The sequence below is a fragment of the Asanoa siamensis genome, assembly GCF_016862555.1.
Classification (GTDB): Bacteria; Actinomycetota; Actinomycetes; order Mycobacteriales; family Micromonosporaceae; genus Asanoa; species Asanoa siamensis.
Window position 1 is genome coordinate 1 of record NZ_BONE01000111.1, and the last position, 21,965, is coordinate 21,965.

The window sequence follows — 21,965 nt, forward strand, 5'->3', positions numbered from 1 at the left end:
TACGTACGTCACGGTCTGGCCCGCCAACGAGGTCACGCCTGATGGCAGCAACCTCAACCCCGCGGCCGGCCAGACGGTGCCGAACGCGGTGCTCACCGGGATCAGCCCCGACAAGGCGTTCAAGGTCTACAACAGCGTCGGCACCATCGACGTGCTCGCCGACGCCGTGGGCTCCTTCTGGTTGTACCCGGGAACCGCGATCGGCGGCGCCCTCGCCGCCAGGGGCACGGCCAAGGCCGAGCCGCTGGGGGCTCCGTCGGTCGACGCGACGGCACCTCGCCGCCTCGGCTAGTCCGTAACGACGGAAAACGCGGGCCCGCACTTCGGTGCGGGTCCGCGTTTCGTTTGTCAGCCCAGTCTGCGCAACGCAGCCTCGACGGTCGCCCGGATCTGGTCCATCTACGATCGTGTCATGCGCGTCGTCGTGGCCAGTGAGCCCGCGCGGGCCGGAGAGGTCAACGAGGACTTCTTCGCCGCCGTGCCCGCCGGCGCCGTGCTGCTCGACGGGGCCGGCACGCGTGGTGCCGAGGCGATCTGTCGGCATGGCGTCGCCTGGTACACCTACCGGCTCGGCGGTGAGATCGTCGCCCGCCTGGGTCTGGACGACGTCGCGCTGACCACCCTGCTCGCCGAGGCCATCGCGGCCGTCGCGGACGCGCATCGCGCGACCTGCGACCTGACCGACCCCAGCAGTCCATCCTCCACAGTGGCCATCTACCGGACCGGCGGCGACTACCTCGTACTCGGTGATTCGGTTCTCGTTCTCGATCTCCCGCCCGGTCCCGTCGTCGTCCACGACCGGCGCGAGGTCGACTTCCGCGTCCCCTATCAGGCCGCCTATGAAGCCGCGCCGCACGGCACCGCGGAGTGGGAGGAGGCGCGGCGCGTCTACATCGCCGCCCTGCGGGCCAACCGCAACCAACCCGGCGGGTTCTGGCTGGCGAAGGACGACCCCCGGGCCGCCGCCGAAGCGATCATCGGTACGGCCCCGGTCGAGGACCTCAACGGAGTCGCCCTGCTGAGCAACGGCGCCAGCCGCTACGTCGACCGCTTCGCCACGGCCGACTGGCCGGAGACCCTGGCCACCTTGAGCACGCACGGGCCGCGAGACATCATTCGACGCGTACGGGCGAGCGAGCAGGCGGCCGGGGTCGAGCCCGACGACGCCACGGCCGCCTACCTGACCGACGAAAGCTGGCCGCCCCGCCCGAACCCGGCCTAGGGTCGGGACAAGGGGGTAAGGCGATGTGGCGAACGCTGCCTGGCGCCAAGGCGTACCGCGTGCTCGAGTCCGGGCCGACGATCCTGGTCTCCACCCGCAACCTGGCCGGCGATCCGGACCTGATGACCGTCGGCTTCCACATGGTGATCTCGCACGAGGGCGTGCTGGCCGCGATCATCTCCCCCGGCGACTTCTCGCAACGCTCGCTGGCCGAGACCGGCGAATGCGTCATCGGCGTGCCCGGCGTCGACCTGGCGGAGCAGGTGGTCGACATCGGCAACTGCTCGGGCTACGACGTCGACAAGTTCGAGCGCTTCGGGCTCACCCCCAAGCAGGCGCGGTACGTGACGGCGCCGCTGATCGAGCAGTGTCTGGCCAATGTGGAGTGCCGGGTGGTCGACGACTCACTCGCCGATGCCTACAGCGGGCTGGTGATCCTGCAGGCCGAGCAGGTCTGGGTCAACACGAGCCGGAACGAGCACCGGACCTTCCACCACAACGGCGATGGCACCTTCAACGCCGACGGTGACCTGATCGACCTGCGCGACCGGATGGTGCTGTGGAAGTCCTATCAGGACTGACCGTCACCAGATGACCACCGCGCCGCCGGCCTTCCGGGCGCGGGTGATGGCGGCGGCGATGTTGCGCAGGCGGCGGGCCACGAAGTCGGGGTCGCGACCGACCGACGCGGCGACGTAGTCGAGGTTGGCGAGCAGGAGCGCGCAGTCGGCGTCCAGGGCGTCGAGTTCGGCGGCCGTCTCGGCGTACACGTCCTGTGTCGCCAGCATCGGCAGCATCCTGGCCCCCAGGGCCACCACGCAGGGCGCGCCGTAGATGCCGGTGCGCGCCGTGGACGGGCCGGCCAGGTCGGAGCCCGCCGGGCCGTCGAGGAACAACATCTCGCCGGCGGGGCCACGGACGTACGCGTGCACGAGGAGGCTCATCGTCATCGATCGTTACACATCGACCGCATTCCGCGTACACAACTATTTGGTTGTGCAACGGCCTGGTTGTGGATAGGGTCGACGGGTGACCACCGACGAGCTCAGCCTGGTCTTCGCCGCCCTCGCCGACCCGACGCGGCGGGCCATCCTCGAGCGCCTGGCCCGCGGCGACGCCACCGTCAACCAGCTAGCGGAGCCGTTCGCGATGAGCCAGCAGGCGGTCTCGAAGCACATCAAGGTGCTGGAGAAGGCCCGGCTGGTGCAGCGGACGCGGTCGGCGCAGTCGCGGCCGTGCGCGCTCGACGCGGTGCGGCTGGACGCCGCCGCCGGCTGGATAGCGGAGCACCGGCGGGTCTGGGCCGACCGATACGACCGCTTGGACGAGCACATCGCGCAGCTGCGCGGGAGGGATTCCGGATGACCGACACGGGTGAGCTGACCTATCGCCGGGTGCACGACGCGCCACCGGAGCTCCTCTTCGACTGCATGACGACGCCGGCGCACCTGACCCGGTTCTGGGGTCCGACCGGCACGACCACGCCGCTCGACGGCATCGTGGTCGACCTGCGGCCGGGCGGCGCGTTCGAGACGACGATGGTCAACGACAGCGACGGCAGCACCTACACGATGCGCGCGGTCTACGTCGAGGTCGAGCGCCCGCACCGGCTCGTCTGGGTCGAGGCCGAGTCGCACGGCGGCATGCGGACGACGGTGACGTTCACGGCGCTGCGCGACGGTCGCACCGAGGTGGTCACGCACCAGACCAACGTGCCGGCGGCCTTCCGCAGCGCCGCGGCCCGCGCCGGCTTCCAGACGAGCCTCGACCGCTTCGCGGCCTATCTGAAGATCCTCGACGAGGGGGGTACGACATGAGCACGGTGACATCCGCCGACGGCACGACCATCGCGTACGAGAGGAGCGGGACCGGGCCTGCGGTGATCCTGGTGGACGGGGCGATGTGCTACCGCGCCTCGGGTCCCATGCGTGGCTTGGCTGCCGTGCTGTCTCCCGCTTTCACGGTGTACGCGTACGACAGGCGGGGTCGGGGTGCGAGCGGCGACACCGCTCCCTATGCGGTGGCGCGCGAGATCGGCGACCTGCGGGCTCTGGTCGCGGAGGCCGGCGACGGTGTGTTCGCCTACGGCATCTCGTCGGGCGCGGCCCTACTGCTGCACGCGGCCGCGGCGGGAGTGCCGTTCGGCGGTCTGGCGCTCTACGAGCCGCCGTTCGTGTCCGAAGTGGATGGCGGCACGTGGAGCCGCGACTATACGCGGCGGTTGGCCGCGTTGTTGGACGCGGGCCGCGACGGGGACGCGATCGAGCTGTTCATGACGTCGGTCGGCCTGCCGGCGGAGATGGTCGCGGGCATGCGCACGCAGCCGTTCTGGCCGATGTTCGAGTCGATCGCGCCCACTCTGGCCTACGACAACGCGGTGATGGGCGACAGCGCGGTGCCCCGGTCCGTGGCGGCCGAGGTGGCGGTGCCGGTGCTGGTGGCGGCGGGCGGCGCGAGCCCGGACAACCTCCGCGTCGCGGCCAAGACGACGGCGGAGGCTGTGCCGGGTGCGGTCTATCGCGAGCTGCCGGGCCAGACGCACGACGTCACACCCGAGTCCCTGGGGCCGGTGCTGACGGACTTCTTCACGCAGGGCCGTTAGTCGACGGCGTGAGCCGTGCCGTCGGACAGCTTCGGCGTCGTCGGCACGGCCTTCGCCTTGGCCGAAGATGCACGCCCGACGGTTCCTGAATAGAGCCGATACCTGCCGACCGCGTCGGCGAAGACATCGGTGCTGCCAACACTGCCGATTCGGCCGACCAGAGCGGAAACCCGCAGGAACCCAAGCCGACCAACGCACGGCAAGAACAACCGCAACGGCCCGCCAGACTCCAGGCACGACCGCCAACTGATGATCAGCAGACGGCCCGCGAGCCGTAGACAGCCCAGAAGCCGAGACATTCAATCGTGCCTACCGGATCCCGCCTGCCCCGCACCGCGGAGTATCGCGGCGGGCTTTAGCCCTCCCAGCTGAACGTGAGGACCCGCTTGGCACAATCAGCTGCCAGGCCACAGAGAGCGCTGGCGTCTAACCAGGACATATCGCCTCCTGCCATTGGGCGCAAACTGTGAACCAAGCGAGCTGTGAATTGTCTCGGTGATCTCCGTGCTCAACCCTGCGACCCCGCCCCCACCTCGTGAACCTCTCGCGAGCGATTGCAGTGCAATCGCGACGGCTAGTCGCCACCACTAACCCCACGCCGACGAGAAACCAGATGGCCTACTGGACGGGGCAGGGCGTGAGCGGGACAGCGAACCGATCCCGGCTTGCCGGGAGCAGCACCTGCACCGCAGAACGTCCGAGGGTCGGCACCGGAGCAGCCGGTGATCCCCAGGACCGCTTTCCCCGGACACCTGGCGATCAGCGATGACGTCGGACGAGACGAGCCGCGCCGCGCTGTCAGCCTGGAATGCGTCTGCGAGCGCGCCTCCAGGAACGCGCAAGCCCCGCGCGGGCCGCGACCGATGGAACGTGGGGTCCGGGGCTCGGCCCCGGAGCAGAAATGGCGAGTCCCCCAGGTCCGCGTTCTCCGCGGACATGAGGGACTCAGGGACGAGCGGGTGACGGGAATCGAACCCGCACTGTCAGCTTGGGAAGCTGATGTTCTGCCATTGAACTACACCCGCGGGCGGGATCACTCTACCCAATCGCCGCTGGTTGTGCAGCAACCCCTTCCGTGAGGGGGGCGACTAGGGCGGGCGGAGGGTTTCTGGGCGTTCCTTCGCTTCCGGCTCATCTGTAACGTCCTTCACATCTGTTCCAGGGGAGGAAGAGGTGTGTCGATGACGCCGCACGGAAGACGGTGGGTTTGGCGGGCCGCGGGGACCGCGGGTGCCGCGCTCGCCTTACTGGTGGGTGTGGGTGGCGCCGCCGTGGCCAGTCCCGCGACGGCCGTTGGGGGTGGTGAGGTCTGCGCCGGCGGCGGCAGCCACGTCGATCTCAAGGTCAAGAAGGGTGCCGCGCAGCGGCACGATCCGAACGAGTTGTCCGCGGCCGAGGTCGCCGTGCGGGAGGCCGAGTTCGCGGCCGCCGTCGGTGCCCGCAGTGGCGGTGTGCTCGACGAGCGGCGCAAGACGATCACCGTGCCGGTGGTCGTGCACGTCGTGTCCGAGGACGGGACGCGGGCGACCGGCGACATTCCGCGGTCGATGATCGACGCGCAGATGAACGTGCTCAACCAGGCCTACGGTGGGTTCACCGGTGGGGCCGCCGCGCCGTTCGAGTTCAAGCTGAAGAAGGTCAACCGCGTGGTCAACCCCGCGTGGTCGCCGATCCTGGTCGAGACGCCGGCCGAGCGGCAGATGAAGCGCCAGCTGCGGGTCGGCGGGCCGGAGACGCTCAACATCTACGTCGGGCTGATCGACCCGGGTCTGCTCGGCTGGGCGACCTACCCGGAGCGGAACATGGGCAAGTACGACGGCGCCGTGATCCTCTCCGAGTCGCTGCCGGGTGGCACCGAGGCCCCCTACAACGAGGGCGACACCGCCACCCACGAGGTCGGGCACTGGCTCAACCTGATGCACACCTTCGAGAACGGGTGTGAGGGCAAGGGCGACCACGTCGACGACACGCCGGCCGAGGCCGACGCGCAGTTCGGCTGCCCGACCGGGGCCGACACGTGCACCGCGCCCGGGCTCGACCCGATCCACAACTTCATGGACTACACCGACGACGTCTGCATGTATCAGTTCACCGCGGGCCAGGTGAAGCGCATGACCCGCGCGTGGAACGCCTTCCGCGCGCCGTAAGCAAGCGAACCCAAGACCGCGCCCCCGGCGCCGCGACCTCGAGCGCGGTGCCGGGGGCGCGGTCGTGCGTCAGGTGGCGGCCTCGACCAGGACCCGGGCGCGCCGGGCGGCCGGTCGCCGCGGTGATGATCGGCGCTGGCGACCCGCCGGCTCCAGCCAGATGCGGACCTCGGGCGTGCCGGTGCCGCGGCGGGCGAGCATGGCGGCCTCGATCGTGAGCTCGAAGAGCCGCCAGTCGACCCGGGGCTCGGCGCGTAGGTTGGCGGCGATGGCCGCGATCCGCCGCAGGTCGGTGACCGGCTCGGCTCGGCCCGCGACATAGGCCTCGTCGTCGCTGTCTTCCGGTGGGAACGAATGGAGCGCGTAGCGGCCGTCGCGCTCGAGGTCGCGGCGCTTCGGCGAGTCGACGACGAAGCAGAACAGCCCGTCGTCGGTGATCACCGGCGAGACCGGGTGCACCCGCGGACCGCCGTCGGCCCGGACGGTCGCCAAGTAGCCCAGGCCGGGCCCGTATTGGTGCATGAGGGCGTGGATCGCCCGCGCAAGTCGCGGCTCATCGGCGGCGAACTCAGACCAGGAAGCCATGGAGTGATTCTATCGTACATACGTACGAGCCATAGGGTGATTCAATGCTGCTCTCCGACCGTGACCTGGTCACGGAGATCAAGTCGGGCGCCCTGACGCTGGAGCCGTTCGAGCCGGCGCTGGTGCAACCGTCCAGCATCGACGTGCGGCTCGACCGCCTGTTCCGGGTGTTCAACAACCACCTCTACACGCACATCGACCCGGCCGTGCAGCAGGACGAGCTCACCTCGCTGGTCGAGGTGCCGGACGGTCAGCCGTTCGTGTTGCACCCGGGCGAGTTCGTGCTCGCCTCGACGATGGAGGTCATCTCGCTGGGCGACCGGCTCGCCGGCCGCCTGGAGGGCAAGTCCAGCCTGGGCCGGCTCGGCCTGCTCACCCACTCGACGGCGGGCTTCATCGACCCCGGCTTCTCGGGCCACGTGACGCTGGAGCTGTCCAACGTCGCCAACCTGCCGATCATGCTCTGGCCCGGCATGAAGATCGGCCAGCTCTGCATCTTCCGGCTCTCGTCGCCGGCCGAGCACCCCTACGGCGCCGCGGTCTACGGCTCGCGCTATCAGGGCCAGCGCGGCCCGACCCCGAGCCGCGCCTGGCAGAACTGGCGCACCTGGCCGACCGCACCGGACGCACCCGACGCATAAGGGCGCACAAAACAACGGTGGGGGCCCGAAGGCCCCCACCGCGCGAAACCGAAGACGCGCGCTAGCGCTTCTTCACCGACCGGTATCCCGTGATCGGCATGTTGTTGACGCTGGCCACCATCACCGGCTTGCCGGCCCGGGCCGCATGGACCATCTGGCCGTTGCCGATGTAGAGCCCCACGTGGCTGATCGGGCTGTAGAAGAAGACCAGGTCACCGGCCCGCGGGCTGGACACCGGATAGGTCTCGTCCCACTGGTCGCCGGTGTAGTGCGTCAGCGACACGCCCGCCTTGCCCCATGCGTACAGCGTCAGGCCGGAGCAGTCGAACGTGCTGGGCCCGTCGGTGTTGAACACGTAGGGCTTGCCCACCTGGGCGCAGGCCGTCTTGACGGCGGTCGCCTCGGCCGTGGTCACCGTGGTGATCTTCGGGCAGTTGGCCACGTTGACCCGGGTCGGGGGCAGCGACGCCTCGAGCTTCTTGATGTCGGCCGAGATCTGCTTCTTGCGGGCCGCGAGCTCGGTGTCGGCCTTCTTGTTCTCGGCGACCAGCGCGTCGAGCTTGGCCTTCTCGCCGTTGAACTTGTCGCGGGCGGCGACGACGTCGGCGATCTGCGCCTGCTCGTGCCGGGCCAGCATGTCGATGATGACGAGCTGGTCGGTCAGGTCGCCGGTGCTGCCGCCGCTGAGCAGCATGCCCAGCTCGCCGGTCGGACCGGTCTTGTAGTGCTGAGCGGCGATAACGCCGATCCGGTCGAGCGCGATGTCGGCCTGGAGCGACAACGGCTGGATTTTCTTTTCTAAGTCTTTAGCTTTCTTTTGGTTTTTCTGAAGATCCGAGTGGACCTTGTTGTACTGCTCGATGACCGGTTCGAGCTGACGCCATTTGGCGTCGATTTCCGCCTCGATCTGCTGCGGGTTGGGCTCGGCAGCAGCGAGGCCCGCCGGGAGCACCGCGGCGACGACGCCGAAGCCTAGGGCCAGCAGTACGCGGACAAACGGCCGGGACGCGCGCAAGGCGATTGCCTCCCGTAGTGAGACTGAGTGGGCGTGGGGGTTACGCCGCCGAGGAAACACATTAGGGAATGGCGAAACGGGTGGCAAGGCCGCATTCGCTGCGCTGTCAGGCGGGTACGGGCGGTGTAACACCTCCGCCGGGAACGCCCGAATTGCCCTGACCGACAACGGCATTCAAAACATCGTCGAGAGTCACTACTCCAAGCGGCGACCGACCGTCACTCACCAACACCATGTGTTGGCGCTCACGTCGCATGGAAAGCAGGAGATCGGCCAGCGTGCGATCCGGCGGTACGACCGTGAGCAGCCGGATCACCTCCGCCGGCACCGGTGCGGTCCGGCTCGCGCCCGCGTACCCGAGGATGTCCTTGACGTGCACGAAGCCGAGCACGCGCCGCGTTCCCCGCTGCACCACCGGGAAGCGCGACCGCCCGGTACGGGTGGCCAGCACCTCCAGCGACGCCGGCGACACGTCCGAGTCCACGGTGGTGACCGACGACCACGCGCGCATCGCGTCTGCCGCGGTCCGGTCGTGCAACGCCAGCGCACCGGTGATCCGGGCATGCTCCTCGGAGCCGAGCAGCCCCTCCGTGCGCGCCTGGGAGACCAGGCCGGCCAACTCTTCCGCGGTGAACACGGTCTTGACGGCGTCGGCCGCCTCGACCCGCCACAGCCGCAGCACGATGCGGGACACCCACTTGAGCGCGACCAGCAGCGGCTTGAACGACACGCAGAACGCCAGCATCGCCGGCCCGAGCCAGAGGGCGGTGCTCTCGGGTCCCGCGATGGCGATGTTCTTCGGCACCATCTCGCCGATCACGGTGTGCAGGTAGACCACGATCATCAGGGCCACGACGAACGCCACCGGGTGTACGGCCGCGTCCGGCAGACCCACCGCGTGGAACGGGCCCTCGAAGAGGTGCGCGATGGCCGGCTCGGCGATCGCACCGAGGCCGAGCGAGCAGATCGTGATGCCGAGCTGCGCTCCGGCGATCATCAGCGGGATCTGGTTCATCGCCGAGAGCGTCAGCCGGGCCCGGCGGGAGGCGGCGGCCATCGGTTCGATGACGGTACGGCGTGACGCGATGAGCGCGAACTCGCTGCCCACGAAGAACGCGTTGCCCAGGATCAGCACCGCCGTGACGAGCAGGTTAAGCATGGTCGACCTCCGGCGCGACGACACGGACCTGCTCGATCCGGTGGCGCTCCACCTCCACGATCGTGAACTCCCAACCCGCGTCGCGGACCGTCTCGCCGGCCAGCGGGATGTGCCCGAGTTGGGCCATCAAAAAGCCCGCGAGCGTCTCGTACGGGCCTTCGGGCAGCCGGAAGCCGGTCAGCTCGGCCAGCTCGTCGGCCCGCAGCACGCCGTCGACCAGGAACGTCCGCTCCCCGCCCGGCACCGTCAGCTCGACGGCACCCGTCTCCTCGACGGCCTCGACGTCGAACTCGTCGGCGATCTCGCCGACCAGCTCCTCGACCAGGTCCTCGACGGTCACCACGCCGTCGGTGCCGCCGTACTCGTCGACCACGATCGCGAGATCGGCGTCCGCGGCCCGCAGCGCGGCGAGCACGCCGTCCAGGTCGAGGCTCTCCGGCACGTAGACGGGCTCGCGGGCCACCGCGGTCACCGTCGTGGTCGCCCTCCGCGCCGGGGGTACGCCCAACGCGTCCGGCACCGCCGCAACGCCGGTGACGAGATCGAGCGTGTCCTCGTACACAGGGAATCTGGTCCGCCCGGTCTGTCTTGCCGCCTCGAGCAACTCGGCCACCGTGGCGGTGCCGCGCAGCGCGACCACGTCGACCCGCGGCGTCATCGCCTCCGCGGCCCGCTTGTCGCCGAACCGGATGGTCCGTTGCAGGAGCATCGCGGTGTCGTTGGGCAGGGCGCCCGCCCGGGCCGAGATGGCGGCGAGCAGCCCGAGCTCCTCCGGCGAGCGCGCGCTGGCCAGCTCCTCCTGGGGCTCGATGCCGAGCCGCCGGACCACCCAGTTGGCCGAGGTGTTGAGCACCGCGATCAACCAGCGGAAAGTGGCGGAGAACATCCGCAGCGGCACCACGGTGGCGAGCACCGCCGACATCGGCCGGGCGAGCGCCGCGTTCTTCGGGATCAGCTCGCCGAAGAGCATCGACAGCAGGGTGGCAAGAGCCAGAGCGAGGATCGTCGTCACCGTACGCGTCGACTCGTGCGCCAGCGGTTCGATCACCGGCCGGAACAGCTTGGCCAGCGCGGGCTCGGCGGTGTAGCCCGTCAGCAGCGCGGCGATCGTGATGCCCAACTGCGCGCCGGAGAGCTGGAACGACAGGGAGTGCAGGGCCTTACGGACGGTGCCTGCCCGCTTGTCACCGCCGGTCGCGCGCCGGTCGATCTCGGCCCGGTCGACCGTGACCAGGCCGAACTCGGCGGCGACGAAGAACGCGTTGGCCGCGGTCAGGAGCACGAACCCGACCAGCGGGAGAAGGGTGGTGAGCAGTAGGTCGTCGATGATCGGTTCACCTCGGCGGGATTGTTTCACGCTTAGGCGTATTGACCTTCACGGCTACGTAGCGCAATGCTGTCGGGCACGGATTGAACACACTCGGTGAATGCGGCGTGGGGAGGCCTGATGGGCGGGGCGGTACTGGCGACGTTCGCGGGTGCGGTCGCCCTCGGCTGGACGATGGGGTGGTTCGGCGAGCGCTACCGTCGCGCCCGGGCAGACTACCGAGGCACCAAGAACGGGCTGCCCGGTCTGCAGAAGGCGATGTGGGCGAACTTCCGCAAGGTGGCGGGCCGGATCCTGATCGTCGCGGTGCTGTTCGGCGCCGCTATCTTCGGTTGGCTCAACAGCCAGACCTGAGGTTTACCGCAGTCGGCCGGGCGGTTCGCCGCATGGTGGGTGACCTGCGGCGTTCATAGCGTCATCGGCATGATTTCCGCCAGCGAACCAGAGACCATGGGTGGCGTCGCCGCCTGGGCCGTCGACCTCATGGAGCGCCTCGGTGCCCCCGGCGCCGGCGTGGCCATCGCCCTGGAGAACCTGTTCCCGCCTCTGCCCAGCGAGATCATCCTGCCGTTGGCCGGCTTCACCGCCAGTCGGGGCGACATGAGCCTGGCGGCGGCGCTGTTCTGGACCACGGCCGGTTCGGTGGTCGGCGCGCTGGCGCTCTATCTGATCGGCGCCGCGGTGGGCCGCGAGCGGATCCGGGCGATCGCCGCCCGTCTGCCGCTGATCCGGATGCAGGACGTCGACCGTACGGAGGCGTGGTTCGCCCGGCACGGCACGAAGGCGGTGTTCCTGGGCCGGATGATCCCCATCTTCCGCAGCCTGATCTCCGTGCCGGCCGGGGTCGAGCGGATGCCGATACCGACGTTCCTGGCGTTGACGACCGCCGGCAGCCTGATCTGGAACACCGTCTTCGTGCTGGCCGGCTATCAACTCGGCGAGTCGTGGTGGCGGGTCGAGGCGTACGCAGGGGTGTTGCAGAAGATGGTCATCGGGGCGGTGGTGCTGCTGGTCGCCTGGTTCGTGGCCAGCCGCCTGCGCCGGTCCGCGGGCCGGCACTCAACGCGGTGACGCTCATCGACCAACCATCGTGCCCGCGCGTACGGTAGGGTGCCGGCCTGCCCGCCCGTCCGAGCCCCTGGGGAATCACCGATGGCGACCACTCCACGCCTGGTCCTGCTGCGCGACAGCGAGTGGCCCGACGTGCCCGGCGTGTGCTGTTGGCGCACCGCCGCCGCGGCCGCGTTCACCGCCGCCGGTACCACCGTGACGGACGTGACCTGGCAGAAGCCGGCGCCGCCGCCGGCCGTCCCCAAGCCGCCGCCGCCACCGCCGCCGAGCTTCGCGCGCAAGGCCGCCCGGAAGATCCGCCGCACCGTGTTCCCGCCGCCGCCACCGCCGCCGCCCGCCCCGGATCCCGGCCCCCAGCCGGTGCCGGGCCTGGCGGCCGCGGGCGCGGACGTCGTGGTCGCCGAGTCGCTGCGGGCGGCGCTGGCCGCTGTCGACGGCGGCGCGCCCGGCGAGCGGCTCTGGGCGCTGGCGCTGCCGCCGAGCCGTGGGCTGCCGGGCGACACGACCACGTTCGGCACGCTGGTCAACGAGCTCGCGCCGCGGATCGCGGGCTTCGTCACCGACAGCGAGATCGGCCGCGACGCGGTGGAACGCACGGTCAACACCGCCCGCCCCCGGGTGATCATCCTGCCGCCGGTAGTTCCTGACCGCCCGTGCCCGGCCTGCGCAGACACCTCGGCCCCGGAATCCACGCCGACCGGCGGCACCGCCCCGCAGGGGCCCGGGTCCGCCATGCCGACTGAAAGTCCAGGCATCGGTAGCAACACAGCCGAGGATGTCGCTGACGACATCGCCCAGCTCGCCGGGTGGCGGCACCCGTCCGACGCGTACTCGTTCCCGATGACCCGCCGGCGCGGGTTGAGCGCGGAGTGGGCGCCGGCTGACCTGCTCGACTGGGCTCAGGAGAGCCGGGGCGTGCCGCGGCCGAGCCTGCCCGACGCCCCGCCCGAGTGGACGGCGGCGGCGCAGGACCGCGGCGCCCGCGAGGTGGTCGCGGCCACCCTGCCGGCCGAGGCCGCGCCGGCCCGGTCGCACCGGGACGTGCTGATCTCCGGCTTCGACCTCAAGTTCATCCGTGAGCTGGCCGACCGCATCGACGATCGCGCCGACTTCACCGTCTCGCTCGACGAGTGGCAGTTCGTCTCCAAGGGGACGAGCCGCACGGCGCCGCTGCTGGCGGAGGCCGACACGGTGGTCGCGGAGTGGGCCCGGCCGAGCGCCGTCTGGCTGGCCAAGCACAAGCTGCCCACCCAGAACCTGATCGTCCGGCTGCACCGCTTCGAGATCGAGGCCCCGTACCCGAAGCAGATCGAGATCGACAAGGTCGACGCGGTCGTCTACATCGCGCCCGCGCTCGGTCCGCGGATCCGCGACGAGATCGGGTGGCCCAAGGAGAAGCTGGTCTACATCCCCAACTTCCTCGACATCGACTGGCTCGACCGGCCCAAGCTGCCCGACGCCCGGTTCGCGATCGGCATGGTCGGCACCGAGCGCTCGCTCAAGCGCCTCGACCTCGCGCTCGACCTGGTGGCCGCCGTGCGTCGGGTCGACCCGCGGTTCGTGCTGCACATCCGGTCGATCGTGCGCGACAGCACGCACGCGGGGGTCAGCCGGGCGGAGCAGGAGTACGCCGGTTGGGTCGAGGACCGCATCGAGCGCGACCCGATCCTGCGCGGCGGCGTGTCCTTCGAGCCGCCGGGGCGCGACATGGCCCGCTGGTACCGCAAGGTCGGCGCGTTCCTCTCGATGAGCGACATCGAGGGCGTGCACCTGGCCGCGGCCGAGGCGATGGCGTCGGGCGCCGTCCCGGTGTTCCGGCCGTGGCCGGGCGTGAGCGAGGTGTACGACGACCACTGGGTGCACCGCTCGGTCGACGACGCGGCGGCCGCGCTGCTGGCCAACGCCGACCCGAAGGTATGGGCGGAACGGTCGGCGGCGGCGAAGGCGGAGATGCGCCGCCGCTACGACCCGGCCGCGGTGGTGGGGGCGTGGGTCGACCTGCTGCACGGCGACATCGACCGGGCGCGCGAGCCGTTCGCGTCCTACGTCCGCATCTAGGCCCGGTTCGTCGGGGGTCGAGGCGAGGCGGAGTGCCGTCCGAGCCGTCCGGGCCATCCGGGCCGTCCGGGCCATCCGGGCCGTCCCGGCCCGTCCGAGCCGTCCCGGCCCGTCGGAGCCGTCCGGGCCGTCAGCGCCGTCCGGGCCGTCCCGGCGTGCGGCGGGAGCGGCCGGGCGGCCAGGCGGCGCGCCTGGGCCCGCCGCAGCCCGGCGCCGGTTATTACGAGCCGAGGTAGCGGAGGATCGCGAGCACCCGGCGGCTGTAGCCGGTCGTGTGGGACAGATCGAGCTTGTCGAAGATCGCGTTGACGTGCTTCTCGACGGCACTCTGCGAGACGTGCAGGTGGGCCGCGATACCGGCGTTGGTATGGCCCTGCGCCATCCGATCGAGCACCTCGGCCTCACGCGGGGTCAGCTTCCGCAGCGGGTCGGTGTGTGACGTACGGGCCAGAAGCTGGCGGACCACCTCGGGGTCGAAGGCGGCCCGCCCGGCGGCGACCCGGTCGAGCGCCTCGAGGAATTCGCCGACCTCGGCCACGCGATCCTTGAGCAGGTAGCCGACCCCGTCGCTGCGAGTGGTGAGCAACTCGACGGCATAGCGGCGCTCGACATACTGCGAGAGCACCAACACCCCGACGGCCGGCCAACGGTTGCGAATCTCGACTGCGGCCCGCAGCCCCTCGTCCCGGTGGTTGGGCGGCATCCGAACATCGGCGACGACGACATCGGGCTGATCGGCGGCGACGGCGGCCAGCAGCGCGACGGGGTCGCCGACCTCGGCCACGACCTCGTGGCCCTCGTCGGTCAGCAGCCGAGCCAGACCGGCCCGCAGCAGCACCGAGTCCTCGGCGAGGATCACCCGCATCGAATCACCGGGCCCCGTCGGACCGCGGCAGCGGCACGGCGGCGGCGGACGAGGACCCGCTGGGACATGGCAGCTCCGCGGTGACGCTGGTGGGTCCGCCGGGTGGACTGTCGACGGCGAACGAGCCGTCGAGGGCGGCGACGCGCCGGGCGAGGCCGGACAGGCCCCCGCCGGCCGGATCGGCCCCGCCGGGGCCGTCGTCGGTGACGGTGACGCGGACGGTCGGCCCGGCCTGACCTCCGCCGCCGCCGACGACGACGCGAACGCGGCTGTCCCGGGCGTGCTTGGCCGCGTTGGTCACTGCCTCCGACACCACGAAGTAGGCCGCGGTCTCGACCGCGGACGGCAGCCGCCCGACCCGGCAGTCGACCGTCACCGACCCACCGGCGCGCTCGGCCACCCGGGCCAGCGCTTCGGCGAGGCCTAGGTTGTCGAGGTCGGCCGGGTAGGCCCGCCACGCCACGTCGCGGAGCTCCGCGAGGATTTCGCGTGCCTCGTCGTGTGCCTGGCCGACCAGGTCGTCGGAGCGTTGCCGGTCGGTGGTCCGGCGCGCCTGGCCCAGCAGCAGGCCCAGGGCGACCAGCCGTTGCTGGACGCCGTCGTGCAGGTCGCGTTCGATTCGGCGGCGCTCCGCGTCGACCGCGGCGACCACGCCCGCCCGGCTGGCCGCCAGCTCGCTGATGCGGCGCTCGTAGCGGGCGCGGTCGCTCGGTAGCAGCAGCCGGCGCGCCAGCCAGCGGTCCAGCGCCGCCACCCCCAGGAAGCCCTGCACGGCCAGGAAGAGCAGCACCAGGCCGCCGATCACCTGGGACACCACGAGCAACGCGCTGCTGCGGCCGACGAACAAATCACGCGCCCAGACCGCGCCGGTGCCCAGGCCGTAGAGGAAGAGCAGGGCGACCAGACCGCCGAGCAGGCCGACGAGCCAACGGGCGCTGAGGTAGGCCACCGCCCGGCGGCCCGGGTAGTCGTCGAGGTGCTCGACCTCGTCGCCGCCCGGCAGGAACGCCGCGATGCGCCAGCGTGACACCTCGACCAGGTGCCGCGCGGGGCGCTCGATGCCGTCAGGCCGACGCCCGCGGATCAGCCCGAACAGCGTGACGAGCGCCGCCCAGCCGAGGAAGGCGAGCTCGGCGAAGGCGATGGCCGCGCCCACGGAGACGCCGACGAACAGCCGACCGGCCGCGCCCAGCATCCCCACCATGGCCTGCACGCTACCGCTGCGGAAAACCACAGGCACCAGCCTGTGGACAACGCCCGGAGCCTGTGGACAACGGCCAGACCAGACCAGACCAGCCCAGCCCCAGGACCTCAGCCCGCCGCGGTCACCTCGGGCTCGGTCGGCGCGGTCGGGCTCTCCGGCCGCACCGACCGCAGCAGCACGGTCGCCACGTCGACCACCTCGACGCCATCGGTCGCGCCGGCGGCCTGCTTGGCCGTGACCCCGTCGCTGATCATCGTGAAGCAGAACGGGCAACCGACCGCGATCGTGTGCGCGCCCGTGGAGATGGCCTCCTCGACCCGCTCGATGTTGATCCGCTTGCCGATCCGCTCCTCCATCCACATCCGGGCACCGCCGGCGCCGCAGCAGAAGGACCTCTCGGAGTTGCGCGGCATCTCGGTCAGCTCGCCACCACCCGCGGACGCGGACAGCACCTCGCGCGGCGGCGTGAAGACCCGGTTGTGCCGCCCCAGGTAGCACGGATCGTGGAAGGTGACCCCACCGTCGACCGGCTGCACCGGCGTCAGCTTCCCCGACGACACCAGCTCGGCGAGAAGCTCCGTGTGGTGCACGACCTCGAAGCTGCCGCCCAACGCGCCGTACTCGTTGCGCAAGGTGTTGAAGCAGTGCGGGCAGGACGCGACGATCTTCTTGACGCCCGCCTCGTTGAGGGTCTCGACGTTCTGCTGGGCGAGCATCTGGAACACGAACTCGTTGCCGATCCGCCGCGCCGGGTCACCCGTGCAGGTCTCGCCCTCGCCCAGGATCGCGAAGTCGACCCCGGCCTCGTGCAGCAGCGTCGCCACCGCCCGGGTGGTCTTCTTGGCCCGGTCCTCGAACGCCCCGGCGCAACCGACCCAGAACAGGTACTCGAAGTCGTCGCCCGCACCCGCCCGCGGCACCTCGAAGTCGAGGCCCTTGGTCCAGTCCTCGCGGGTGTTCGGCGGCGCACCCCACGGGTTGCCCTTGTTCTCGAGGTTGCGCAGCATCACGCCGGCCTCGGACGGGAACGACGACTCGATCAGCACCTGGTAGCGGCGCATGTCGACGATGTGGTCGACGTGCTCGATGTCGACCGGGCACTGCTCGACGCAGGCGCCGCAGGTGGTGCACGACCACAGCACGTCGGGATCGATCACGCCGCCCTCCGCCGCACCGCCGATCAACGGCCGGTCGGCCTCCGCCATGGCCAGCACGTCGACCCCGGCCAACTGCTCCGCCGACGCCTTCTCCTCGCCGGTCAGGTCCTTGCCGCCGCCGGCCAGGAGATAAGGGGCCTTCGCGTACGCGTGGTCGCGCAGCGAGAGCACCAGCAGCTTCGGCGAGAGCGGCTTGCCGGTGTTCCACGCCGGGCACTGCGACTGGCAGCGGCCGCACTCCGTACACGTGGAGAAGTCGAGAAGTCCCTTCCAGGTGAACTGCTCCACCTGGGCGACGCCGAACTGGTCCTTCTCGGGGTCGGCCTCCTCGAAGTCGAGCAGGGCGCCGTTGGAGGTCATCGGCTTGAGCGCGCCGAGGCCCGAGCCGGCCGGCTTGGCGGGGTCGCGCTTGAAGAAGATGTTGGGGAACGCGAGGAAGCGGTGCCAGGCCACGCCCATCGTCACGTTCAGCGAGATCACGATCAGCCAGGTCATCGAGATGACGATCTTGATCGCGGCGACCACCGGCGCGCCCGACTCCCAGGCCGGCAACACCGAGCCGAGGCCGTGCGAGAGCGGCGCGGCCCAGGTCGGGAACTCCAGGTGGTCGGTGGCGGCCTTGAAACCGCGGATCAGGAAACCGCAGACGAGTACGCCGACGATGATCCATTCGACGAAGTAGCCCTGCCACATCGTCGAGCCCGTGAACCGCGACAGCCCGCGCGCCTTGCCCGGCCGGTTCCGCAGCCGCACCGAGATCAGGTAGAGGATGCCCAGGACGCCGAGGATGCCGATGATCTCGGTGACGAAGCCGAAGACCACCCAGCCGGAGAGCCACGGGATGCCGCCGGCCGGGGAGACCACCTCGAAGTAGGCCTCGAGCACCAGCAGCGACAGCACGATGAACGCGACCATCACGAACCAGTGGGCGGCGCCCACCGCGGACCACTTGAGCATCCGGGTGTGGCCGAGGGTCTCGGTCAGCATGACCCGGGTGCGGACGCCCCAGGAGCCGAGCCGGGCGGGGTCGGGCTGACCCTGGCGGACGACGCTGAACATCCGCGTGACCGCGCGGGCGGCGAGCGCGACGGCGACGAGCGTGATGAGACCAGCGATGGTCGTACAGACGATCTCGACGACGCCCATGCGCACAGCCTCCGTTGGCCTAGGTATCCCTGTGGACCAGGCTACGGCACAAGTTACTTATCAGTAACGTGAGGTATGCCGCAGCCCGCTCCGAGGCTCACCTTAGCCAAAAGGAGATCAGCGCCAGCGGCTGAACACCGCGAGCGAGGCGACCATCGCACCGAAGCCGATCGCCAGGTTCCAGTAGCTCCACGAGGCCACCGGGTATTCGGTGTCAGAGAGGTAGTAGACGACCAGCCAGGCGATGCCGAACACGATGAGTGCGACGCCGGTCACCGGGAGCCAGCGCGGGCTGGGCTTGCGGCTCGCGGCCACCGACGACTTCGTGACCACGTCAGTGGGAGGGGTGTAGACCTTCTTCTTGCGAACCTGCGACTTGGGCACGACGCTCTCTCCTGGTTGTGGTCCTCGCTCGGGCCTGCAACCGGCGACGGTTCATGGCCAATAATGTTCGCCAGCTAGCGTAATCAACGCGGCGCGTCGCGGCCATGGACGGGCGGCACCGGGTTATGGGAATAATCCTGGCCACCAGATCGACGAGCGTGCACGACAGGAGGAGCCAGGTGCCGGAGTCGACTCCCTGGCGGGCGGCGGTGCGCTCGGCGGCGCGCGTCCGCAAACCCCGAAACGCCTGGTCGGCGCTGGTGCCGCTGATCGCCCTGGCCGCCGGCCTGCTGTTCACCACCACGGCCAAGACCGCCGACGGTACGGCGTTGCGCGAGGATCGCCGCCCCCGGCTCGCCCAGGTGGTCGACGAGGAGCGCAACCGGGTGACGGCCAGCCAGCAGCGCGCCCGGGAGCTCGCCGCCGCGGTCAAGAGCCAGACCGACGAGTTGGCCCGCACCGACGGCCCGATCCGGGCCGAGAGCGACCGGGCCAAGGGCATGGAGCCCGCGGCCGGGTTCACCGCGCTGCGCGGCCCCGGCCTGACCGTCCGGCTCGACGACGCGGCGCAGCGGCCCGGTGAGCGCCCCGACGGCGTCCGCCCCGACGATCTGGTCGTGCACCAGGGCGACGTACAGGCCGCGGTCAACGCGATGTGGGCCGGTGGAGCCGAGGCCATGTCGATCATGGGAGTACGGGTGTTGTCAACCAGCGCGGTACGCTGTGTCGGCAACACGCTGCTTCTGCACGGACGCGTCTACTCCCCACCATTCGTGATCACGGCGATCGGTGATCCCAGCGCGATGCAACGGGCGTTGGGAGAATCCGACGGCGTACGTCTCTTCAAAGACGCTGTCGACCACTTCCAGCTCGGATATCAAGAGACGGTGGAGAAGGACGTGACGATACCCGCGTTCGAGGGGTCCAGTGCCCTGCGATCAGCGAAGGTGACTTCATGAGGCTTTCGCCGTCATGACGAATGATCAGAACGGCCGGCACCGCGCGCCCGACGCCGACGACGCGACGGCGGTGATCCCGCGTGTCACGGAGGCCGCCGCCCGGCCCTCACCCGTGGCCCGGCCGCACCCGCGGCCGCTGGACGTCCGGGTGAGCGACCGCCAGGCCGTGGCCACCGTCACGGACGTGCCCGTGACGCCCGGCCCGAAGGTGCGCCCGCCGGCGCCCGAGGCCGACGCCACGGCGGTCATTCCCAAGGTGGTCGTGACACCTGCGCCCGCGCCGGCCAAGGCGCCGCCGCCGGCCAAGCCGGCTCCCGCGCCCGATGTGACCGCGGTCATTCCGAAGGTGCCGCCCGCGGCGCCGAAGCCCGCGGCCCAGTCGCCCGACGCGACCGCCGTGATCCCGAAGGTGCCGGCCGCCGCGCCGAAGCCGGCCGTCCAGTCGCCCGACGAGACCGCGGTCATCCCCAAGCTGGTCAACGCGAACCTGGCGACCCAGTCGCCGGACGTGACCACCGTCATGGGCGCGGTGCCCCCGGCACCGGACGTGCCCGTCACGATCCCTGGCCCGCCGCCCAAGCCCCGCCGCGGCGAAAAGGTCGTGCGGCTGCGCGCGACGAACGAGGGCGACGGCTACAAGAGCGTCTACTCGGAGCTCACTCGGCCGACCGTCTGGTCCCGGATCCGGGCCGGCATCCGCGTCGGCGGCGAGCTGATGATCACCTTCGGCCTGGTGGTGCTGCTCTTCGCGGCGTACGAGGTCTGGGGTGTCGGTGTCGTCCAGGGCGGCAAGCAGGACGCGCTCGCCGGCGCGCTCGAGCAGCAGTGGGCCGACGAGCCGGGCGACGACCCGACGGTCGGCCCGACACCCGCGGCCGGCACCGGCGGCCTCGGCTCCAAGATCCAGGGCATCGCCAAGCTCTACATCCCGACGCTCAAGCAGCAGTGGGTCGTGGTCGAGGGGGTGACCCAGGCCGACATCCGCTACGCGCCGGGCCACTACCCCGACACCGCGCTGCCCGGCAAGGTCGGCAACTTCTCGGTCGCCGGCCACCGCAACCGGGCCACGTTCTGGCGGTTGGACGAGCTCGACAACGGCGACTCGATCGTGGTCGAGGACAAGAAGAACTGGTACATCTACCACGTCGTGAAGACCCGGATCGTGCTGCCGACCCAGGTCGAGGTCGTCGCCCCGGTGCCGATGCTGCCCGGTTCGAAGGCGACCAAGGCGATGGTCACGCTGACCACCTGCAACCCGAAGTTCGACAACTACCAGCGGCTGATCGTCCACGGCGAGTTGGTCCGGACCCAGCCGAAGTCGCAGGGTGACCCCGCCGAGCTGAAGGGCTGAGGCGATGTACGCGTGGATCTGGCGCAAGCTGCCGTTCGACGGCGTCGCCGGCAAGCTGCTGACCTCGATCGTGCTGGTCACCGGCATACTCTCGCTGTTCTGGTTCGTCGTGTTCCCGTGGGCCGAGCCGCTGCTGCCGTTCGACGACGTGCAGGTCACCCAGGAGGGCGGTGTGCCGGGCGCGCCGGTCGACGGCAACCCGGGCGTCGGCGACCCCGGGGTCGGTACGCCGGACCCGCGCGAGTCCGGCCTCGACGACCACGACATCCCGTACTCGACCGAGACCGATAATCAGCTTCCGAGGTAGCACCATGCGCGTACTCGTGATCGACAACTACGACTCGTTCGTCTTCAACCTGGTGCAGTACCTGGGCCAGTTGGGTGTCGAGTGCGACGTGCGGCGCAACGACGAGATCGACCTCGCCGCCGTCGGCCGGTCCGGCGCCGCGGGCGTCCTGCTCTCCCCTGGTCCGGGTACGCCCGAGCGCGCCGGCATCTGCATCGACGTGATCAACGAGTACGCGGGTGAGCTGCCGATCTTCGGCGTCTGCCTCGGGCACCAGGCGATCGGCGCGGCCTTCGGCGCCACCGTGACCCGCGCGCCGGAACTGCTGCACGGCAAGACCTCGCTGGTGCACCACCGCGGCGCGGGCGTGCTCGGCGGCCTGCCGGATCCGTTCACCGCGACCCGCTACCACTCGCTCGCCGTGCTGCCCGAGACGCTGCCTGACGAGATCGAGGTGACCGGCGCGACGGAGTCCGGCGTCGTGATGGCCATGCGGCACCGCACGCTGCCGATCGAGGGCGTCCAGTTCCACCCCGAGTCGGTGCTCACCGAGGGCGGCCACCTGATGCTGGCCAACTGGCTCGCGGCCTGCGGCCATCCGGAGGCGCTGGAGCGCGCGCCGGAACTGTCCGCCGAGGTCGACGCCCGCCGCCGGGCCGCCTTCGCCACGACCTGAGCGGGTGACGCGGGCCCCGACGGGCCCGCGTCAGCGAGGTTCTGTTTCGTATCTGGGCCCGCCGCAGCCCGGCTCCAGATACGAAACAGAACCTAGCTTGTTTTTTAACC

23 protein-coding genes, 1 tRNA gene and 2 pseudogenes are annotated in these 21,965 nt (G+C 70.6%); 15 read left to right on the plus strand and 11 right to left on the minus strand.

Translation table 11 applies throughout. From position 1 onward, the window contains the following. The 3 genes and pseudogenes from Asi02nite_RS37470 to Asi02nite_RS37480 all read left to right on the plus strand — a co-directional run. Positions 1-292, plus strand: a pseudogene (locus tag Asi02nite_RS37470) (hypothetical protein); the annotation flags it as partial. Positions 293-412: 120 nt separating this feature from the next. Beyond that, on the plus strand, positions 413-1,222 hold the full coding sequence (locus tag Asi02nite_RS37475) for a hypothetical protein (RefSeq protein WP_203718797.1): 810 nt from the start codon (positions 413-415) through the stop codon (positions 1,220-1,222). A gap of 23 nt (positions 1,223-1,245) precedes the next feature. Next, complete coding sequence (locus Asi02nite_RS37480) at positions 1,246-1,803, plus strand: flavin reductase family protein (protein WP_203718798.1); 558 nt, start codon at positions 1,246-1,248, stop codon at positions 1,801-1,803. 3 nt (positions 1,804-1,806) lie between these two features. On the opposite strand, the gene Asi02nite_RS37485 is transcribed toward Asi02nite_RS37480, so the two are convergent. Further along, on the minus strand, positions 1,807-2,166 hold the full coding sequence (locus Asi02nite_RS37485; protein WP_203718799.1) for a hypothetical protein: 360 nt from the start codon (positions 2,164-2,166) through the stop codon (positions 1,807-1,809). An 85-nt stretch (positions 2,167-2,251) separates the two neighbouring features. On the opposite strand from Asi02nite_RS37485, the gene Asi02nite_RS37490 reads away from it, so the two are divergent. From Asi02nite_RS37490 to Asi02nite_RS37500, 3 genes are read left to right on the plus strand one after another with little or no spacing between them, the layout of a single operon-like run. Beyond that, a complete protein-coding gene (locus tag Asi02nite_RS37490) occupies positions 2,252-2,587 on the plus strand; it encodes an ArsR/SmtB family transcription factor (protein WP_203718800.1) in 336 nt (111 codons plus the stop codon). After that, entirely contained in the window at positions 2,584-3,039 is a 456-nt protein-coding gene (locus tag Asi02nite_RS37495; protein ID WP_203718801.1) for an SRPBCC family protein, read from the plus strand. The genes Asi02nite_RS37490 and Asi02nite_RS37495 overlap by 4 nt, the downstream gene beginning before the upstream one ends. After that, positions 3,036-3,824, plus strand: coding sequence for an alpha/beta fold hydrolase (locus tag Asi02nite_RS37500; RefSeq protein WP_203718802.1), 789 nt, complete (start codon positions 3,036-3,038; stop codon positions 3,822-3,824). The genes Asi02nite_RS37495 and Asi02nite_RS37500 overlap by 4 nt, the downstream gene beginning before the upstream one ends. Here the strand turns inward: Asi02nite_RS37500 and Asi02nite_RS37505 are convergent. Both Asi02nite_RS37505 and Asi02nite_RS37510 read right to left on the minus strand, forming a co-directional pair. After that, complete coding sequence (locus Asi02nite_RS37505; RefSeq protein WP_203718803.1) at positions 3,821-4,123, minus strand: hypothetical protein; 303 nt, start codon at positions 4,121-4,123, stop codon at positions 3,821-3,823. The genes Asi02nite_RS37500 and Asi02nite_RS37505 overlap by 4 nt on opposite strands. 655 nt (positions 4,124-4,778) lie before the next feature. Continuing rightward, positions 4,779-4,849, minus strand: a tRNA-Gly gene (locus tag Asi02nite_RS37510). A 156-nt stretch (positions 4,850-5,005) separates the two neighbouring features. Here Asi02nite_RS37510 and Asi02nite_RS37515 point away from each other — a divergent pair. Further along, positions 5,006-5,971: a zinc metalloprotease gene (locus Asi02nite_RS37515; protein WP_203718804.1), complete on the plus strand. Its 966-nt coding sequence runs from the start codon at positions 5,006-5,008 to the stop codon at positions 5,969-5,971. 69 nt (positions 5,972-6,040) lie between these two features. Here the strand turns inward: Asi02nite_RS37515 and Asi02nite_RS37520 are convergent, their stop codons facing one another. Beyond that, positions 6,041-6,556 carry a pyridoxamine 5'-phosphate oxidase family protein gene (locus tag Asi02nite_RS37520; RefSeq protein ID WP_203718805.1) on the minus strand — a complete coding sequence of 172 codons (516 nt, stop codon included), beginning with the start codon at positions 6,554-6,556 and terminating at the stop codon, positions 6,041-6,043. Between the two features lie 44 nt (positions 6,557-6,600). On the opposite strand from Asi02nite_RS37520, the gene dcd reads away from it, so the two are divergent. After that, positions 6,601-7,197: a dCTP deaminase gene (gene dcd, locus Asi02nite_RS37525; protein WP_203718806.1), complete on the plus strand. Its 597-nt coding sequence runs from the start codon at positions 6,601-6,603 to the stop codon at positions 7,195-7,197. 61 nt (positions 7,198-7,258) lie between these two features. Here the strand turns inward: dcd and Asi02nite_RS37530 are convergent, their stop codons facing one another. The 3 genes from Asi02nite_RS37530 to Asi02nite_RS37540 are packed head-to-tail and all read right to left on the minus strand — an operon-like array spanning position 7,259 to position 10,728. Further along, complete coding sequence (locus tag Asi02nite_RS37530) at positions 7,259-8,386, minus strand: C40 family peptidase (RefSeq protein ID WP_203718807.1); 1,128 nt, start codon at positions 8,384-8,386, stop codon at positions 7,259-7,261. After that, complete coding sequence (locus Asi02nite_RS37535) at positions 8,319-9,371, minus strand: hemolysin family protein (protein WP_203718808.1); 1,053 nt, start codon at positions 9,369-9,371, stop codon at positions 8,319-8,321. Before Asi02nite_RS37535 ends, Asi02nite_RS37530 begins: the two co-directional genes overlap by 68 nt. Further along, positions 9,364-10,728 carry a hemolysin family protein gene (locus Asi02nite_RS37540; RefSeq protein WP_444541785.1) on the minus strand — a complete coding sequence of 455 codons (1,365 nt, stop codon included), beginning with the start codon at positions 10,726-10,728 and terminating at the stop codon, positions 9,364-9,366. The genes Asi02nite_RS37535 and Asi02nite_RS37540 overlap by 8 nt, the downstream gene beginning before the upstream one ends. A gap of 90 nt (positions 10,729-10,818) precedes the next feature. Between Asi02nite_RS37540 and Asi02nite_RS37545 the strand changes: the two genes are divergently transcribed. The 3 genes and pseudogenes from Asi02nite_RS37545 (at position 10,819) to Asi02nite_RS37555 (ending at position 13,827) form a co-directional block, all read left to right on the plus strand. Next, positions 10,819-11,052, plus strand: coding sequence for a hypothetical protein (locus Asi02nite_RS37545; protein ID WP_203718809.1), 234 nt, complete (start codon positions 10,819-10,821; stop codon positions 11,050-11,052). A 69-nt stretch (positions 11,053-11,121) separates the two neighbouring features. Beyond that, a pseudogene (locus tag Asi02nite_RS37550) lies at positions 11,122-11,745 on the plus strand (DedA family protein); the annotation flags it as partial. Positions 11,746-11,850: 105 nt separating this feature from the next. Then, entirely contained in the window at positions 11,851-13,827 is a 1,977-nt protein-coding gene (locus tag Asi02nite_RS37555; RefSeq protein ID WP_203718811.1) for a glycosyltransferase family protein, read from the plus strand. A 220-nt stretch (positions 13,828-14,047) separates the two neighbouring features. Here the strand turns inward: Asi02nite_RS37555 and Asi02nite_RS37560 are convergent, their stop codons facing one another. From Asi02nite_RS37560 to Asi02nite_RS37575, 4 genes are all read right to left on the minus strand, one after another. Further along, positions 14,048-14,692: a response regulator gene (locus tag Asi02nite_RS37560; protein ID WP_203718812.1), complete on the minus strand. Its 645-nt coding sequence runs from the start codon at positions 14,690-14,692 to the stop codon at positions 14,048-14,050. Between the two features lie 4 nt (positions 14,693-14,696). Further along, positions 14,697-15,896: a sensor histidine kinase gene (locus tag Asi02nite_RS37565; protein WP_203718813.1), complete on the minus strand. Its 1,200-nt coding sequence runs from the start codon at positions 15,894-15,896 to the stop codon at positions 14,697-14,699. A 107-nt stretch (positions 15,897-16,003) separates the two neighbouring features. Then, positions 16,004-18,199: a (Fe-S)-binding protein gene (locus Asi02nite_RS37570; RefSeq protein ID WP_203718814.1), complete on the minus strand. Its 2,196-nt coding sequence runs from the start codon at positions 18,197-18,199 to the stop codon at positions 16,004-16,006. Between the two features lie 117 nt (positions 18,200-18,316). Then, positions 18,317-18,583 carry a cell division protein CrgA gene (locus Asi02nite_RS37575; RefSeq protein WP_203718815.1) on the minus strand — a complete coding sequence of 89 codons (267 nt, stop codon included), beginning with the start codon at positions 18,581-18,583 and terminating at the stop codon, positions 18,317-18,319. A gap of 179 nt (positions 18,584-18,762) precedes the next feature. On the opposite strand from Asi02nite_RS37575, the gene Asi02nite_RS37580 reads away from it, so the two are divergent. The 4 genes from Asi02nite_RS37580 to Asi02nite_RS37595 are packed head-to-tail and all read left to right on the plus strand — an operon-like array spanning position 18,763 to position 21,855. Beyond that, positions 18,763-19,542, plus strand: a complete 780-nt coding sequence (locus Asi02nite_RS37580; protein WP_373312413.1) for a DUF881 domain-containing protein — start codon at positions 18,763-18,765, stop codon at positions 19,540-19,542. 13 nt (positions 19,543-19,555) lie between these two features. Beyond that, positions 19,556-20,893, plus strand: coding sequence for a class E sortase (locus Asi02nite_RS37585; RefSeq protein ID WP_203718817.1), 1,338 nt, complete (start codon positions 19,556-19,558; stop codon positions 20,891-20,893). Positions 20,894-20,897: 4 nt separating this feature from the next. Beyond that, positions 20,898-21,200 (plus strand): hypothetical protein, encoded by a 303-nt coding sequence (locus Asi02nite_RS37590; protein WP_203718818.1) that lies wholly within the window; start codon positions 20,898-20,900, stop codon positions 21,198-21,200. Between the two features lie 4 nt (positions 21,201-21,204). After that, entirely contained in the window at positions 21,205-21,855 is a 651-nt protein-coding gene (locus Asi02nite_RS37595) for an aminodeoxychorismate/anthranilate synthase component II (RefSeq protein WP_203718819.1), read from the plus strand. The last annotated feature ends 110 nt before the right edge of the window (positions 21,856-21,965 follow it).

Coding starts and splice junctions, on each gene's coding strand:
- Asi02nite_RS37475 (WP_203718797.1), top strand. CDS start 413: ATGCGCGTCGTCGTGGCCAGTGAGCCCGCGCGGGCCGGAGAGGTCAAC.
- Asi02nite_RS37480 (WP_203718798.1), top strand. CDS start 1,246: ATGTGGCGAACGCTGCCTGGCGCCAAGGCGTACCGCGTGCTCGAGTCC.
- Asi02nite_RS37485 (WP_203718799.1), bottom strand. CDS start 2,166: ATGAGCCTCCTCGTGCACGCGTACGTCCGTGGCCCCGCCGGCGAGATG.
- Asi02nite_RS37495 (WP_203718801.1), top strand. CDS start 2,584: ATGACCGACACGGGTGAGCTGACCTATCGCCGGGTGCACGACGCGCCA.
- Asi02nite_RS37500 (WP_203718802.1), top strand. CDS start 3,036: ATGAGCACGGTGACATCCGCCGACGGCACGACCATCGCGTACGAGAGG.
- Asi02nite_RS37505 (WP_203718803.1), bottom strand. CDS start 4,123: ATGTCTCGGCTTCTGGGCTGTCTACGGCTCGCGGGCCGTCTGCTGATC.
- Asi02nite_RS37515 (WP_203718804.1), top strand. CDS start 5,006: ATGACGCCGCACGGAAGACGGTGGGTTTGGCGGGCCGCGGGGACCGCG.
- Asi02nite_RS37520 (WP_203718805.1), bottom strand. CDS start 6,556: ATGGCTTCCTGGTCTGAGTTCGCCGCCGATGAGCCGCGACTTGCGCGG.
- dcd (WP_203718806.1), top strand. CDS start 6,601: ATGCTGCTCTCCGACCGTGACCTGGTCACGGAGATCAAGTCGGGCGCC.
- Asi02nite_RS37530 (WP_203718807.1), bottom strand. CDS start 8,386: ATGCCGTTGTCGGTCAGGGCAATTCGGGCGTTCCCGGCGGAGGTGTTA.
- Asi02nite_RS37535 (WP_203718808.1), bottom strand. CDS start 9,371: ATGCTTAACCTGCTCGTCACGGCGGTGCTGATCCTGGGCAACGCGTTC.
- Asi02nite_RS37545 (WP_203718809.1), top strand. CDS start 10,819: ATGGGCGGGGCGGTACTGGCGACGTTCGCGGGTGCGGTCGCCCTCGGC.
- Asi02nite_RS37555 (WP_203718811.1), top strand. CDS start 11,851: ATGGCGACCACTCCACGCCTGGTCCTGCTGCGCGACAGCGAGTGGCCC.
- Asi02nite_RS37560 (WP_203718812.1), bottom strand. CDS start 14,692: ATGCGGGTGATCCTCGCCGAGGACTCGGTGCTGCTGCGGGCCGGTCTG.
- Asi02nite_RS37565 (WP_203718813.1), bottom strand. CDS start 15,896: ATGGTGGGGATGCTGGGCGCGGCCGGTCGGCTGTTCGTCGGCGTCTCC.
- Asi02nite_RS37570 (WP_203718814.1), bottom strand. CDS start 18,199: ATGGGCGTCGTCGAGATCGTCTGTACGACCATCGCTGGTCTCATCACG.
- Asi02nite_RS37585 (WP_203718817.1), top strand. CDS start 19,556: ATGACGAATGATCAGAACGGCCGGCACCGCGCGCCCGACGCCGACGAC.
- Asi02nite_RS37590 (WP_203718818.1), top strand. CDS start 20,898: ATGTACGCGTGGATCTGGCGCAAGCTGCCGTTCGACGGCGTCGCCGGC.
- Asi02nite_RS37595 (WP_203718819.1), top strand. CDS start 21,205: ATGCGCGTACTCGTGATCGACAACTACGACTCGTTCGTCTTCAACCTG.